Raw genomic sequence first — 13608 nt, 5'->3', positions numbered from 1 at the left:
AAACTGTTAACCGCCTGTCGACAGGAAATCCACAACCAGTTTGTTGAACAACGCCGGCTTTTCTGCATGCAGCCAGTGACCGGTTCCGGCGATGATGCGGGCCTTGGCGGCCGGGAATTGTGCCATCACAGTCTCGGTGTATTGGGGCTGCATATAGTCGGAATCCCCCCCCTTGATGAACAGGGTCTGCCCCTCGAAGCGGGTCTGGTCGTCGGGCCAGCCCATGATGCTGGCGTAGTTGTGCTCAAGGGCCGGCACATTGAACCGCCAGCCCCAGCCCGCCTGGGTTTTGGTGAAGGACTTGAGCAGGAACTGGCGCACGCCGGGGATTTCGATATGTTCAGCCAGGATGGCTTCCGCCTCGCTGCGGCTTTGAGGAAGGCGCTCGAGCGTGGCGTTGAGTCCGGCGAACACATTCTGGTGGCGGGCATGGGGATAGGCCACCGGGGCGATGTCGGCCACCACCAGCCGATCGACCCGAGCAGGGGCCTGCTTGGCGACCTGCATGGCGACCTTGCCCCCCATGGAGTGACCGACGAGGGCCACCTGCCCAAGCCCGAGCTGATCCAGCAGGGCGATCACATCCGCCCCCTGCTGTGGATAGCTCATCTCGCCGCTGTGAAAGGAGGCACCGTGGTTGCGCAGATCGACACTGATGACCCTGTACTGCTCGCTGAGGGGACGGGCCAGCAGGCCCAGGTTGTCCAGGCTGCCGAACAGGCCGTGGATCAGCACGACGACCGGGCCTTGTCCTTGATCCTTGAAATTCAATAATGAGTTTTGTTGCAAAATGACACCTTATCGGTCGTGGGCTGTTTCGCCATATTTTTAACACACTGAAAGAAAAGGATTTCATTCCTCAGGGGGGATTTTTTTGTGGTTTTTTTTCCAAAAAAACGACCCGGGATCGGCTATCAGTGCGGGGGATCACACACCTGGCCCCGTATTATGCCGTATTCTCAAGGAGATTCATGCACATCTGCCAGCCCCTCCCTTGGGCTGCCGGGTTTGCCTATGTATAATCGCCGCATCCGAATTTCGACGAGTCCAGCGCATCCCTATGAAAACCATCGAGCTTGATGACGATCTCTACTTCTTTATCGCGAGCCAGACCCGGCACATCGGCGAGAGTGCCTCCGATATCCTGCGCCGTCTGCTGGAACAACCCGTCAAGGCGGGGACGACAGTGCCGGCCGCGCCTGTGGTCCAGCCTCAATCCCTGGCCGATGCCATGGGACTGGAAGCCCTGCTCGATTCCGACGAGCTGCAAAAAGAAGAGAAGTCCATCAACCGCTTCATGCTGGTGCTCAGCACCCTGTACCGGGACAACCCGGATAGCTTCACTCAGGCGACCGAGATAAAGGGGCGCAAGCGCGTCTATTTCTCCCGGGATCCCGAGGCACTGCGTGCCAGCGGCAGCACCACCAAGCCCAAGCAGGTGCCGGATACCCCGTTCTGGGTCATCACCAACACCAACACCAGCCGCAAGCAGAACATGGTGGCCCAGCTCATGGCCAGCATGGGTTATGACGAGGCTCTGACGGCTCGGGTGTGCGGCGCAGTTTAACGCATCACAGACTCAAGGCCTTGCCAGGCAAGGTCTCACCAAGGAAAACGCCATGGCACAGCATTCCCACGCCGGCAAGCCGGCCCGCATAAGCGATCTGACCAACATTCCCCGTCTGGTCAGCGCCTACTACCTCAACAAACCGGACATGAGCCGCCCCGAGCAGCGGGTGGCCTTCGGCACCTCTGGCCACCGGGGCAGCGCCCTGCACAATGCCTTCACCGAATCCCATATCCTGGCGGTGACCCAGGCGCTGGTGGAGTATCGCCAGCAGGCCGGCATCTCGGGCCCGTTGTTTGTGGGCATGGACACCCACGCCCTCTCTGAGTCGGCGTTCTCCAGCGCGGTGGAAGTGCTGGCGGCTAATGGCGTCGAGACCCGCATTCAGGCAGGCCTCGGCTTCACGCCGACCCCGGTCATCTCCCACGCCATCCTGCGCCACAACGCCGGCAAACCTGCGGCCCTGGCGGACGGTGTGGTGATCACCCCGTCCCACAACCCGCCGGAAGACGGTGGCTTCAAGTACAACCCCCCCCACGGCGGTCCTGCCGAAGGGGAGATCACCAAGTGGGTGGAAGACCGCGCCAACGCCATTCTGGAAGCCGGTCTGGCCGGCGTGAAGCGGATGCCGTTCGCCGAGGCCCTGGCGAGTGAGTTCGTGGTCGAGCACGACTATGTCACTCCCTATGTGGATGATCTCGAGAACGTGCTGGACCTGGCGGCCATCAAGCGTGCCGGCATCAAGATCGGGGTGGATCCGCTCGGCGGTTCCGGCGTGGCCTACTGGGATGTGATCGCCAAGCGCTACGATCTCGACATCGAGGTGGTCAACTATCGCGTCGATCCGACCTTCTCCTTCATGACCCTGGATAAAGACGGCAAGATCCGGATGGACTGCTCCAGCCCCTTCGCCATGGCGGGCCTGATTGCCCTGAAAGACAAGTTCGACATCGCCCTTGGCAACGATCCTGACTACGACCGTCACGGCATCGTCACCAAGGCGGGGCTGATGAACCCGAACCACTATCTGGCGGTGGCCATCCAGTACCTGTTCACCCACAGAACCGGTTGGTCTGCGAACGCCGCCGTCGGCAAGACGCTGGTCTCCTCGTCCATGATCGACCGGGTTGCCGGCGAGATCGGCCGCACCCTGAAAGAGGTGCCGGTCGGCTTCAAGTGGTTCGTGGATGGTCTTTTCAGCGGCGAGTTCGGCTTCGGCGGCGAGGAGAGCGCGGGCGCCTCCTTCCTGCGCAAGGACGGTACCGTCTGGACCACCGACAAGGATGGCTTCATCCTGGCCCTGCTGGCCGCCGAGATCCTGGCCGTCACCGGCAAGGATCCCCAGGCCCACTACGATGCTCTGGAAGCGAAGTTCGGTCGCTCCAGCTACCGCCGCATCGACGCTCCCGCCAACAGCGCCCAGAAGGCGGTGCTCTCCAAGCTGGATCCGGCGCTGGTGGAAGCCTCGACCCTGGCCGGCGAGCCCATCCTTGCCAAGCTGACCAAGGCTCCCGGCAACGACGCCGCCATCGGTGGCCTGAAAGTGGTGACCGAGAACGGCTGGTTCGCGGCGCGCCCCTCGGGCACCGAGTCCATCTACAAGATCTACATGGAGAGCTTCAAGGGCGAGGCGCACCTGGACCTGATTCAGCAGGAGGCTCAGCAGATCGTCTCTGCGGCCCTGGCCAAGGCCGGCGTCTGAGCCTGAAGCCAGTCACTGAAGCGCATGAAAAGGAGCCATATCGGCTCCTTTTTGCTGTGTGCCTGGCGGGGATCTGGTGCCCGATCAGCCATTTCCCGGCTGGTCTGGGCAAGCCTTGGCAGCCTGCCCACCCTTGAAGAGGGGCCGGGTCGGCAGCTTCATCAGGAACAGGGATAGCAGGATCACCGCGATGCCGAGCCACTGGCGGCCGTCCAGGGTCTCTCCCACCAGCAGCACGCCGAAGGAGACAGCCACCATGGGGTTGGTGAGGGCCAGCATGCCCATCACCTCGGGACCGTGGCGCTTGAGTCCCCACAGCCAGGTCCAGTAGGCCAGCGCCGTGTTGAGCAGAACCAGCCAGATGAGCCCGGGGGCACTCGCCGGCTGCGGCAGCGGCATGGGGCCCGCCAGCCACCAGGCGAGCGGGATCAGCATCAGGCCCCCGAGCAGCAGTTGCCAGGCGGTCAGCGCCAGCAGATCGCTCACCGGCCAGCGTTGCATCCAGCGGCTGGACTGGCCGATGAGCAGGGTGGCCAGCAGGGCGCACGCCACACCGACGGGATCCAGGTTGGCGGAGGGATTGAGCAGCAGGAGCACACCCGCGAGCCCCATCAGGCCCAGCAGCAGCCACTTCAGGCTGGGTCGCTTGCCATCCTGCCACCAGGCGAGCCCCATCAGGATCAGCGGCAGGGTGGCGCCCAGAGTGCCCGCCACCGCCCCCGGCAGGCGATAGGCCGCCACGAACAGCAGGGCAAAGAAGGCGGTGATGTTGCAAAACGCCAGCAGAAACTGCCGGTTCCAGGTGAGCGGTGGCCGGCGGGGATGGAGCAGCAACAGCAGTATACCGGCCGGCAGCGCCCGCCACACGGCCACCCAGTAGGGGGAGTAGTCGGTCAGGTAGAGACTGACGACGGCATAGGTACTGCCCCAGAGCAGGGGGGCGAGCAGGGCAATCAGCAGTGGCATGGTTGTCTCGCAATAAAGTATCTTTAAGTAAAGATAAATTAGCCGCGAGTTAGTTTATTATCAAGTATCTTTTCGAAAAGATAATGGAGCCAGAATGGATAGTGATCATGTAGACCTGCTGCTGGCCCAGTGGGCACGGCAGCGACCGGATCTCGACTGCTCTCCCATGGGGGTACTGGGGCGGGTGGCGCGCATGGCGGCCATCGCCGGGCGCGAGGTGAGTGAAGAGCTCAAGGGGTGCGGCCTGCTGGGCTCGGACTTCGACATACTGGCAACCCTGCGCCGGGCCGGTGAGCCGCTGACCCCGACCGCCCTCTACCAGTCCGCCATGTTGAGCTCGGGGGCCATGACGGCCAGGCTCGACAAGCTGGAGCAGCGTGGCCTGATAAGACGTGAAGCCTCCCCCGATGACAGGCGAAGCCTCTTGGTCTGCCTGACGGAGCCGGGGCGGGAGCTGGTCGACCAGGCGGTGGAGCGCCACGTGGCGAACGAGCGGCGCCTGCTGGCCCCGCTGACGAACGAGGAGCAGGGGCAACTGGCTGCTCTGCTCAAGCGCTGGCTGCTGGAAAACGAATAGCAAAACGGGCCCGATGGGCCCGTTTTCGTAGGGTGGGGCTGGCTCAGTAGCCGCCTCTGGCATCCCTGACCGCCAGACCCAGCTGCCACACCGCCATGGCGTAGTGGGTGCTGTGGTTGTAGCGGGTGATGGCGTAGAAGTTCGGCAGGCCGTACCAGTACTGATAACCGGTGCCCACGTCCAGGCGCAGCAGGCTCGCCTCCTTGTGGTTGCCGAGCGACGCTGTGGGGGCCAGCCCTGCCCCGCGCAGGGTGGTGACCGGGTAGCGGGTCTGGAAGCCGTGCTCATAGCCGGGCAGCTGGCCCTGACCGCGTACCGCCACCGGTTGCCCCTTCTCCCAGCCATGGGCCTTGAAGTAGTTGGCCACGCTGCCGATGGCATCCACCGGATCCCACAGATTGGTGTGGCCATTGCCGTTGAAGTCCACCGCATAGCTGCGGAAGCTCGACGGCATGAACTGGCCATAGCCCATGGCGCCGGCGTAGGAGCCCTTGGGTTCGGTGGGATCCATGCCCTCATCTCGGGTCATCACCAGGAAGGCCTCCAGCTCGCCGGTGAAGAAGGTCGCCCGGCGCGGATAGTCGAACGCCAGGGTCGCCAGGGCATCCAGGATGCGGGTCTTGCCCATCACCCGGCCCCAGCGGGTCTCCACCCCTATGATGCCGACGATGATCTCGGGGGGCACTCCGTAGATCTGCTGCGCCCGATTGAGCTCGCTCTCGTACTCACGCCAGAAGCTGACGCCGTTTTGCACATTGTCCGGGGTGATGAACTTGGCGCGGTAGCGATTCCAGGCACCGGTCGGCCCTGTGGGCGGCGTGGTGGTGGGCGCCTGGGCGTCCATCAGCCGGATGATCCAGTCGTAGCGTTCGGCCTGGGCCAGCACCCTATGCAGCTCGGCGCCGTTGAAGCCGTGCTTGTCGACCATGCGTTGCACGAACTGATCCACGTTGCTGCGGTTGGCGAAGTCTCCCTTGCTGACCCCCTGCTGGTAGAAAGGTTTGCTCGGCGGCGTCTGATTGATGAAGGCGCTCTGGGGCTGCGGCTTGACCACGGGCTTGGGGGCCGGTGTGCTGCTGCAGCCATACAGCAGAGGGAACAGGGAAAGGGTGAGGAGAAGGCGACGCATATGGTTCTCGTGAGCCTGAAAAAGAGTGTCGTCATGGTAAAACATTGGCGTCCATGCGCAAGTGCTCAGTGCAGGGCCTGGGGGGCCATATTCATCAGCCGCTGAATTCGCCGACAGGCCCCTCTCCTCTCAACGCAGGGTGTGGTAGCCGCTCCAGAGCCGGGTCAGGGTGGTGATGGCGCAGAGCAGGGCAAAGCCATAGGCGAGCGGGGCGAAGGCGGCGGGCCACAGGCACATCAGCACGAACAGGGCGATGGTCTCGCTCCCCTCGGTGAGGCCGCCCAGGTAATAGAGGGACTTGTGGTGGTAGACCGGATTCTCGATGCCGCGCTTGCCCGCCATGATGGCAAAGGCGAGAAAGCTCGAGCCCGTGCCCATGAAGGCGAACAGCAGGGTGGCGGCGGGCAGGGCGTTGGTGGGGGCACCGAGGGCAAAGCCCAGCACCACGGCAGCATAGAAGATGAAGTCGAGGCTGATGTCGAGGAAGCCGCCGCAGTCGGTGATCCCGGTCTGGCGCGCCACGGCCCCATCCAGGCCGTCCAGCAGCCGGTTGAACAGGATGGCGGCGAGGGCCCAGCCGTGCCAGCCCAGTGCCAGCAGCGGCAGCGCCAGCATGCCGACGGCAAAGCCGGTGAGGCTTATCTGGTTGGCACTGATCCCGGCCCGGCACAGGGGGGCGGCCAGCAGCTGGAGAGGGCGGCGAATGAGGGGGATCAGGTGGCGGTCAAACAAGGTCGGAGTCCTCTTTGGTCAAGCAGGGAGTGGTGAGTGTCAGGATAGCCCCCGGGGCATCCTCCTCGTCGTGGGTGACCAGCAGGGCGGGTATGCCGAGTGTCTTGAGCCGCTCGAACACCAGGGTTCTGAAGGCCGCGCGTAGCGGCTTGTCCAGCCGGGAGAAGGGCTCGTCCAGCAGCAGGGCCTCTGGCTCTGCCAGCAGGGCCCGCAGCAGGCTGACGCGCGCCTTCTGACCGCCGGAGAGCTGGCCCGGCAGCTTGTCCGCCTGCCCCTCCAGCCCCACCTCTGCCAGCGCCTCGAGGGCGCAGGCCCGTCTCACCCCCATCCCCCTGAGATGCGCCGGCATGCCGAACATCAGGTTCTCTGCCACCGTCAGATGGGCAAACAGCAGATCGTCCTGAAACAGCATGCCGATGCGCCGCGCCTGGGGCGCCAGGGGGGTGAGCAGCCGCTCGCCGAGCCCTATCTCCCCCGCCAGCCGGATAGGCCCAGGGGGCAGCACCCCCGCCAGAGCCGCCAGCAGGGAGCTCTTGCCGCAGCCGCTCGGGCCCATCAGGGTCAGCACCTCGCCGGGTGCCACCGTCAGGGGGGGCAGCGCCAGCAGGGGCTGGTCATCCAGGTAGAGGGTGAGCTCGGTGGTATGCAGCATGATCAATGCCTCAGTGCGGGGTTGATACGGCGAGGTAGCCAGAGCACCAGGCCGTAGATGAAGAGTGGCAACAGCAGTTGCAGCAGGCCATAGAGGCCAGCCAGTCGCCGGTTGAGGCCGCTGCCGATGGCCACCGCCTCGGTGGTGATGGTGACCACGCGGCCTGCGCCAAACAGCAGGGTGGGCAGGTATTGGGCCAGGCTCACCGCCGCACCGACCCCGAAGGCGAACAGCAGCGGCCGCGCCAGCAGCGGCCCCTTCACCTGCCACCAGGCGCGCCAGGGGCTGGCCCCGAGGGAGAGTGCCGCCCGGGTGAGGCGATCGTCGAACTGGCGATAGGGGCCGTGCAGGCAGAGATAGACATAAGGGAAGACAAACAGCAGCTGGCTCCAGAGCACCCAGCCCGGACCTATGCCGTCGACACCGCCGAACCAGTCGAGCTGCAGGCGCAGTCCGAACAGCAGACTGGCCTGGGGCAGCAGCAGCGGCAGGCAGATGAGCCAGAGCGGCCACTGGCTGTGGTGGGGGCGGCGGCCCTGCTGCGCCTCCAGGGCGAGCACCGCCAGCAGCAGCGAGAGGCCGGCGCAGAGCAGGGCCAGCCACAGGCTCTGCCACAGCAGGGGCCCCAGGGTGGGCAGCAGCACCAGCCAGTGGTGGCCGCTCCATTCGCTGGGCCAGAGCGCGGGGAAGGACCAGCGCCGGGCCAGGGACCAGAGCAGCAGGGAGGCCAGCACCAGCAGGTTGATGGCGAGCAGGACCCAGACCCCTGCCCGGGTGAGGCGCTCGGGCCAGGGCGAGGGGAGGCTGCGCCTGCCGTCCAGCCAGTGGGCCTTGCCAAGCGCCCCGTGGCTCCACTCCAGCAGCCGCAGGGCGGCGAGCAGCAAGAGGTTGAGCGCCAGCAGCAGCAGGGCGCCGCTGGCGCTGGCCCCGCGCCACTGGAGGTCCGGGTCCTGATACCAGAGCCAGAGCCGCACCGCCAGGGGAGCAGGGGCATCTGGCCCCAGCAGCAGGGCGAGATCCACCACTCCCAGGCCATAGGCCGCCACCGCATAGAGGGGCAGGCGCAGGGCGGGCCAGAGCGCGGGCAGCAGCAGGCGCCACCAGAGCTGCGGCCCGCTGAAGCCCATGGTTTGCCCAAGCCACAGCTGGCGGCTGACTCGGGCGGGGTCGAGGGCCGAGAGCGCCATCAGCAGCAGAAAGGGGGTCTCTTTCAAGATGAGCGCCAGGATGAGGCCGAGCCCCCAGGGATCTCTCAGGGTCTGCCAGTCGGGCGGCAAGTCAAAGCCGGTGAGGGCGGGGGAGAGCAGGCGCAACAACCAGCCGGAGGGGGCGAGCAGGAAGGCCACGCCGATGGCGAAGGCGACGTGGGGCAGGGCCAGCAAGGGGGAGAGCAGGCGGCGCAGCCCGCGCATCCAGGGTCGCCCCTCCCCTTGGGCGAGCAGCAGGGCGGTGAAGAACAGGGCCCCCAGGGTGGAGGCCCCCGCCACCCAGAGGCTCAGGCCCAGCGAGTGCCAGAGCCCAGGCTGGGCGAGCAGCAGGCTGACATGGCCTTTGGCCAGGCCTTCAAGCAGAAGGAGCAGCAGACCGCCGGCGACAGGCGCGGCCAGCGACAGGGCGCACAGCAGGAGAAAGAGGAGGCGCCAGGGCCGGATGCTCATGGTCTAGTGGCCGTAGCGTTCGGCCCAGGCCGCTTCCAACCGGGTCTGCCAGCTGGGATGGGGTTCGGCCACCGCCTTGAAGCGCAGGGCCGGCTGACTGTTCCCCGGCAGGGCATCCTGGCGCAGCACGCTGGGGTCCCCCCAGAACGCGGGATCCGCCTTGCGGGCCTGGGCGGCAGGGCTCAACAGGAAGTTGGCCACCACTTTGGCGCCGGCTCGGGCGCTGGTGTTGAAGGGGATGGCGAGGAAGTGGCTGTTGGTCAGGGCCCCCTTGGCCATGGCAACGGCCTTCACCGCAGGGGGCAGGGTGCCGTTTTGCACCGAACTCTGGGCCTCGCCCGGGTTGAAGCTGATGGCCATGGCCAGCTCGCCGTCATCGAGCAACTGTTTGGTCTCGGCGGCGCTGGTGGCGAACAGCTGGCCCTTGCGCCAGAGCACGGGGTGCAGCTGATCGAGCCAGCCCCAGAGCGGGGCCGTGAGACGGGCAAAGTCGGCGTCGCTCGCCTCCTGATAGAGGGGCGTCGGGTCCGGCGTCAGCTCCAGCAAGATCTGCTTGAGGAAGCTCGAGCCATGAAACTGGGGGGGCTTGGGGTAGGTGAAGCGGCCAGGGTTGGCCCTGGCCCAGGCGAGCAGCTCGGCCGCCGAGGTGGGCACTGTGGTGACTTCCTCCGTGTCGACCATCAGATTGAGTTGCCCTATGCCCCAGGGGGCCTCTAGTCCTGCGACCGGCACCGTGAAGTCCTCGTGCACCGGTAGCTTGGTGTCCACCAGCGCCATGTTCGGCAGATCCTGGGTGAAAGGGGCCCCCAGCAGCCCCTGCTCCTTGAGGGCCTTGAAGTTCTCCCCGTTGACCCAGAGCAGGTCGATGGGGCCGTCCGACGTCTTGCCCGCCTGCTTGCTGGCCAGCAGCTGGCTGACGCTCTGGGCGATGTCATCTACCTTCACCTGCACCAGGGTGACCCCGTATTGGCGTTCAATCTCCTGACTCGCCCATACCAGGTAGGCGTTGATCTCCGGGCTGCCGCCCCAGGCGTTGAAGTAGACGTGCAGGCCCTTCGCCTCGGCGAGGGTCTGTTGCCAGGTCGTCTCGGCGGCGTGGAGCTGGGGCGCCAGCAGCAGGGCGGCGGCGAGCAGGGGACGGAGCAGGGCGCGAACTCGGGTCTTGAACATGGTGAGGGTCTCGTGGGCTCAGGCGCCGCGGCGCCAACTGTGATAACGGGCCAGCAGGGTCAACAGGCGGGTGGGCTGGTGGGCCCGCTTCCACTCGCCCGCCACGTATTTGTTCCCCTCCATCAGGGTGGGATAGGCGTGGATGGTGCCCAGGATCTTGCCAAGCCCCAGGCGGTGGCGCATGGCGAGCACAAATTCGGCGATCCGCTCGCCGGCGTGAGTGCCCACTATGGTGGCGCCAAGGATTTTATCCTTGCCCGGCACCGTCAGCACCTCGACAAAACCGTGGCGCTCCCCGTCGGCGATGGCGCGATCCAGCTCGGCCAGCTCGAAATGGGTCGCCTCGAAGGGAATGCCTTGGGCCTCGGCCTCCTTGCGGTTGAGGCCGACCCGGGCAATCTCGGGGCTGGTGTAGGTGGCCGCCGGGATCACGCGATAGTCCGCCTTGAAGCGTCTGAACTGGCCAAAGAGGGCGTTGACGGCGGCATACCAGGCCTGATGGGCGGCGAAGTGGGTGAACTGATAGGGGCCTGCTACGTCTCCCACCGCCAGTATGCTGGGGTAGTTGGTGGCGAGGAAGCCATCGACTGCTATGGTGCCACGGGGGGCCAGCTCCACCCCCAGCTCTTCGAGCCCGAAGCCGCTCACGTTGGCGACCCGGCCCAGGGCAAGCAGCAGCTGATCCCCCTCAACCAGGTGCGTTTCCTCCCCCCGGCGCAGTTGCAGCCGGATAGGCAGAGTGTCCTCAGCCGTGGGCTCATAGTCGGCGCGCTCCGCCCGCCAGCCGGTGAGTAGCCGCACGCCGTCGCGGCTCATCTGCTCGGCCAGCGCCTCGGCGACCTCCCGCTCTTCCCGGGGCAGCAGCTGATCGGCGAGCTCCACCAGGGTGACGGGAATGCCGAGCAGGGCCAGGCTCTGGGCCAGCTCGCAGCCGATGGGGCCGCCGCCGAGCACCAGCAGGTGGCGGGGCGGTTCGCGTAGCTGCCAGAGGCTGTCCGAGGTGAGGTAGGGCACCTGCTCGAGACCCGGCAGCTTGGGCACCAGAGGCCTGGCGCCGGTGGCGATGACGATGTGGCGGCTGCTCAGGCGTCTGCCGCCCACCTCCAGCTCCCAGGGGGAGACGAGGCGGGCCCGACCCTGGATGCACTCCACCCCCAGCCCCTGATAGCGTTCAACCGAGTCGTGGGGCTCGACCTCCTTGATCACCGTCGCCACCCGTGCCATCACGGCGGCAAAATCGGCCTGTGATTGACTGGGGCTGAAGCCAAGCTCGCCGGCCTTGCGCTGTTCATAGGCGAAGCGGGCGCTTCGGATCAGCGCCTTGGAGGGAACGCAGCCGGTGTTGAGGCAATCCCCCCCCATTTTGTGCTGCTCGATCAGTGCCACCCTGGCCTTGACCGCGGCGGCTATGTAGCTGGTGACCAGGCCCCCGGCACCGGCGCCCACCACCAGCAGGTTGTAGTCGAAGCGAGCCGGTTTGCGATAGGGGGCGTGCAACCGGCGCAGAGCGAGCCTGCGTTGCAGCCAGCGCATCAGCCAGGGCATCAGGCCGAGCAGGGTCAGGGCCGCCATCAGACCGGGGGAGAGGATCTTGCCCGTGCTGGTGAGGGTGGCGAGCTCGCTGCCCGCCAGCACATAGACGAAGGTGCCCGGCAGCATGCCGAGCTGGCTGACCCAGTAGTAGGTACTGACTCTGATGGGGGTGAGCCCCATCAGCAGGTTGACCAGAAAGAATGGGAAGAGGGGGATGAGGCGCAGGCTCAGCAGATAGAAGGCCCCATCCTTCGCCATGCCGGCCTCAAAAGTGGCCAGCTTGTCCCCGAAGCGTCGGCTCACCCAGTCGCGCAACAGGAAGCGGGCGCTGAGAAAGGCCAGGGTGGCTCCCAGGGTGCTGGCAAAGGAGACCAGCAGCAGCCCCCAGCCGACGCCGAACAGGGCGCTGCCCCCTAGGGTCAGCAGGGCGGCGCCGGGCAGGGAGAGGGCTGTGGTTGCCACGTAGAGGAGCGTGAACAACAGGGCCGCCTGGCCGAAGTGCGCCTGCACCCAGGCCGAGGCTTGCACCTGGTGGGCCTGCAACCGGGAGAGGCTGAGGTAGGCATCGAGATCGAAGGCGAAGAAGGCGCCGACCAGACTCCCCATCACCAGCAACAGCAGCAGGCGGCCCCGGCTCATTGGCCGTCCCTGTCGGAGGACACCGGGCGCTCGGGCTGTACCGGCAACTGGCAGAAGCCCTGGGGGGCGATGTCGAGGGCGGCATTGAACTTGGCCGACATGTTCTGGAAGGCGATGAGGCCGGTCAGCTCCACCAGGGCATCATCATCGAACCAGGGCTTGAGCCGCGCGACCTGCTCGTCGCTCACCCCGTCCAGCCCCGTCATGGCCTCGGTGTAGTCGAGCACCGTTCGCTCGCGCTCGTCAAACAGCGGGCTTTGGCGCCAGTTGGCCAGCGCCTCCACCTTGTCGCTGGAGCCGGCACGCTTGATGAGGGTCATGGCGTTGATGTCGACGCAGAAGCGGCACCAGTTGAGCTGGGAGACCCGCACCGTCACCAGGGAGCGCAGCACGGGGTCTATGGGGGAGCGCTTGCGGTTGATGACGCCGTAGAGGGTGGCGACGGCGGCAAACAGGCGCGGCGAGCGGCCCCAGCACTTGCCCGGGATCAGCACCTGACCGTAGTTGCGCTGCTGCAGCCAGAAAAAGGGGCGGATAAACCAGGCATATTCCCGATCAGGCTTGACCTCAACGCGCATGTTATTCCTCTTGTTCCATTTTCTGCATCTTGGGTTTGTAGGCACCCCCCAGCCGCTCGTTGAGCCGGATCAGGAAGTTCTGGATCCGTGCCCGGTTGATCCCCAGATCGCTGCGCCCCTGACGGGAGGCGGATCGCATGTCGACCCGGGTCTCTTTCGGCCCGGTGAAGACCCGCAGCGCCACGTCATCCTCAAAGCCGAACCAGCCGGTGGTGACCACGGCATCGAGGCCGTCCGGGCTCGGGCGCACCCGCCAGCCTAGCTCCGTCATCAGCTCGTCCGCTTCGGCGAGCACCTCGGCCGGGGAGGCGTGGGTATAGAGAGGACCGGGGTTGCCGGGAAAAACTTGCAAGGGGGGGGCATTGACGGGGAGATCCTCTGCCGTTCTCAGCTGCTCGGCCCACAGCAGACGGGGCGGATGATGGGGATCCGTGCTGACGTCGTTGGTGAGCGGTGAGCGCAGCGCTTGAACGACAAACAGCAGGGGCAGCAGCAGGGGGGCTATGCCCCAGGCATCGGCCCACAGACAGAGGGAGCTGCGGTAACGCCAGGGCAGGCGCAGCAGGAGCCAGAGGCTTATCAGGGCGCTCGCGAGGCAGAGGGCGAAACCGAGCCACCAGGGCCAGAGATGCGCCCGGCTGCCGAGGGCGCCCCCCAGGGGCAGCAACCAGGCCAGCAGGGGCCACCACAAATAGCTGTGCATAT

Annotated in this window: 13 protein-coding genes; 3 read left to right on the top strand and 10 right to left on the bottom strand. The window is 66.1% G+C overall.

Translation table 11 applies throughout. The features are described 5' to 3' along the window. Positions 1 to 6 precede the first annotated feature (6 nt). Entirely contained in the window at positions 7 to 771 is a 765-nt protein-coding gene (locus KI797_RS13785) for an alpha/beta fold hydrolase (RefSeq protein ID WP_041206152.1), read from the bottom strand. Between the two features lie 289 nt (positions 772 to 1060). On the opposite strand from KI797_RS13785, the gene seqA reads away from it, so the two are divergent. Continuing rightward, positions 1061 to 1567: a replication initiation negative regulator SeqA gene (seqA, locus tag KI797_RS13780; RefSeq protein ID WP_005325656.1), complete on the top strand. Its 507-nt coding sequence runs from the start codon at positions 1061 to 1063 to the stop codon at positions 1565 to 1567. Positions 1568 to 1619: 52 nt separating this feature from the next. Continuing rightward, positions 1620 to 3269 (top strand): phosphoglucomutase (alpha-D-glucose-1,6-bisphosphate-dependent), encoded by a 1650-nt coding sequence (pgm, locus tag KI797_RS13775; RefSeq protein ID WP_226169730.1) that lies wholly within the window; start codon positions 1620 to 1622, stop codon positions 3267 to 3269. An 84-nt stretch (positions 3270 to 3353) separates the two neighbouring features. Here pgm and KI797_RS13770 read toward each other — a convergent pair whose 3' ends face one another. Then, complete coding sequence (locus KI797_RS13770) at positions 3354 to 4235, bottom strand: DMT family transporter (protein ID WP_226169729.1); 882 nt, start codon at positions 4233 to 4235, stop codon at positions 3354 to 3356. A gap of 94 nt (positions 4236 to 4329) precedes the next feature. Between KI797_RS13770 and KI797_RS13765 the strand changes: the two genes are divergently transcribed. After that, positions 4330 to 4812: a MarR family winged helix-turn-helix transcriptional regulator gene (locus KI797_RS13765; RefSeq protein ID WP_005325629.1), complete on the top strand. Its 483-nt coding sequence runs from the start codon at positions 4330 to 4332 to the stop codon at positions 4810 to 4812. Positions 4813 to 4855: 43 nt separating this feature from the next. Here KI797_RS13765 and mltB read toward each other — a convergent pair whose 3' ends face one another. From mltB to KI797_RS13725, 8 genes are all read right to left on the bottom strand, one after another. Continuing rightward, entirely contained in the window at positions 4856 to 5941 is a 1086-nt protein-coding gene (gene mltB, locus KI797_RS13760; RefSeq protein WP_226169727.1) for a lytic murein transglycosylase B, read from the bottom strand. A gap of 129 nt (positions 5942 to 6070) precedes the next feature. Then, positions 6071 to 6673 carry a CDP-alcohol phosphatidyltransferase family protein gene (locus KI797_RS13755; protein ID WP_005325627.1) on the bottom strand — a complete coding sequence of 201 codons (603 nt, stop codon included), beginning with the start codon at positions 6671 to 6673 and terminating at the stop codon, positions 6071 to 6073. After that, the gene (locus KI797_RS13750) at positions 6666 to 7325 is read right to left on the bottom strand and encodes an ATP-binding cassette domain-containing protein (protein WP_041206150.1); all 660 of its coding nucleotides are present in this window, start codon (positions 7323 to 7325) and stop codon (positions 6666 to 6668) included. The genes KI797_RS13755 and KI797_RS13750 overlap by 8 nt, the downstream gene beginning before the upstream one ends. A gap of 2 nt (positions 7326 to 7327) precedes the next feature. Then, entirely contained in the window at positions 7328 to 8983 is a 1656-nt protein-coding gene (locus KI797_RS13745; protein WP_226169725.1) for an ABC transporter permease, read from the bottom strand. Positions 8984 to 8986: 3 nt separating this feature from the next. Further along, on the bottom strand, positions 8987 to 10153 hold the full coding sequence (locus tag KI797_RS13740) for an ABC transporter substrate-binding protein (protein ID WP_226169724.1): 1167 nt from the start codon (positions 10151 to 10153) through the stop codon (positions 8987 to 8989). An 18-nt stretch (positions 10154 to 10171) separates the two neighbouring features. After that, on the bottom strand, positions 10172 to 12325 hold the full coding sequence (locus KI797_RS13735) for an FAD-dependent oxidoreductase (RefSeq protein ID WP_226169723.1): 2154 nt from the start codon (positions 12323 to 12325) through the stop codon (positions 10172 to 10174). Further along, the gene (locus KI797_RS13730) at positions 12322 to 12903 is read right to left on the bottom strand and encodes a carboxymuconolactone decarboxylase family protein (RefSeq protein ID WP_226169722.1); all 582 of its coding nucleotides are present in this window, start codon (positions 12901 to 12903) and stop codon (positions 12322 to 12324) included. The genes KI797_RS13735 and KI797_RS13730 overlap by 4 nt, the downstream gene beginning before the upstream one ends. A gap of 1 nt (position 12904) precedes the next feature. Next, on the bottom strand, positions 12905 to 13606 hold the full coding sequence (locus tag KI797_RS13725) for a DUF1499 domain-containing protein (RefSeq protein WP_226169721.1): 702 nt from the start codon (positions 13604 to 13606) through the stop codon (positions 12905 to 12907). Between the last annotated feature and the right edge of the window lie 2 nt (positions 13607 to 13608).

This window comes from Aeromonas media (assembly GCF_020423125.1).
Classification (GTDB): Bacteria; Pseudomonadota; Gammaproteobacteria; order Enterobacterales; family Aeromonadaceae; genus Aeromonas; species Aeromonas media.
The sequence above is the reverse complement of the archived record's forward strand: the minus strand, read 5'-3'. Positions and strand labels throughout refer to the sequence as shown.

Bases quoted from the DNA above. Each gene is read 5' to 3' on its own strand.
- seqA (WP_005325656.1), top strand. From the start codon at position 1,061: ATGAAAACCATCGAGCTTGATGACGATCTCTACTTCTTTATCGCGAGC.
- pgm (WP_226169730.1), top strand. From the start codon at position 1,620: ATGGCACAGCATTCCCACGCCGGCAAGCCGGCCCGCATAAGCGATCTG.
- KI797_RS13770 (WP_226169729.1), bottom strand. From the start codon at position 4,235: ATGCCACTGCTGATTGCCCTGCTCGCCCCCCTGCTCTGGGGCAGTACC.
- KI797_RS13765 (WP_005325629.1), top strand. From the start codon at position 4,330: ATGGATAGTGATCATGTAGACCTGCTGCTGGCCCAGTGGGCACGGCAG.
- mltB (WP_226169727.1), bottom strand. From the start codon at position 5,941: ATGCGTCGCCTTCTCCTCACCCTTTCCCTGTTCCCTCTGCTGTATGGC.
- KI797_RS13750 (WP_041206150.1), bottom strand. From the start codon at position 7,325: ATGCTGCATACCACCGAGCTCACCCTCTACCTGGATGACCAGCCCCTG.
- KI797_RS13745 (WP_226169725.1), bottom strand. From the start codon at position 8,983: ATGAGCATCCGGCCCTGGCGCCTCCTCTTTCTCCTGCTGTGCGCCCTG.
- KI797_RS13740 (WP_226169724.1), bottom strand. From the start codon at position 10,153: ATGTTCAAGACCCGAGTTCGCGCCCTGCTCCGTCCCCTGCTCGCCGCC.
- KI797_RS13735 (WP_226169723.1), bottom strand. From the start codon at position 12,325: ATGAGCCGGGGCCGCCTGCTGCTGTTGCTGGTGATGGGGAGTCTGGTC.
- KI797_RS13730 (WP_226169722.1), bottom strand. From the start codon at position 12,903: ATGCGCGTTGAGGTCAAGCCTGATCGGGAATATGCCTGGTTTATCCGC.
- KI797_RS13725 (WP_226169721.1), bottom strand. From the start codon at position 13,606: ATGCACAGCTATTTGTGGTGGCCCCTGCTGGCCTGGTTGCTGCCCCTG.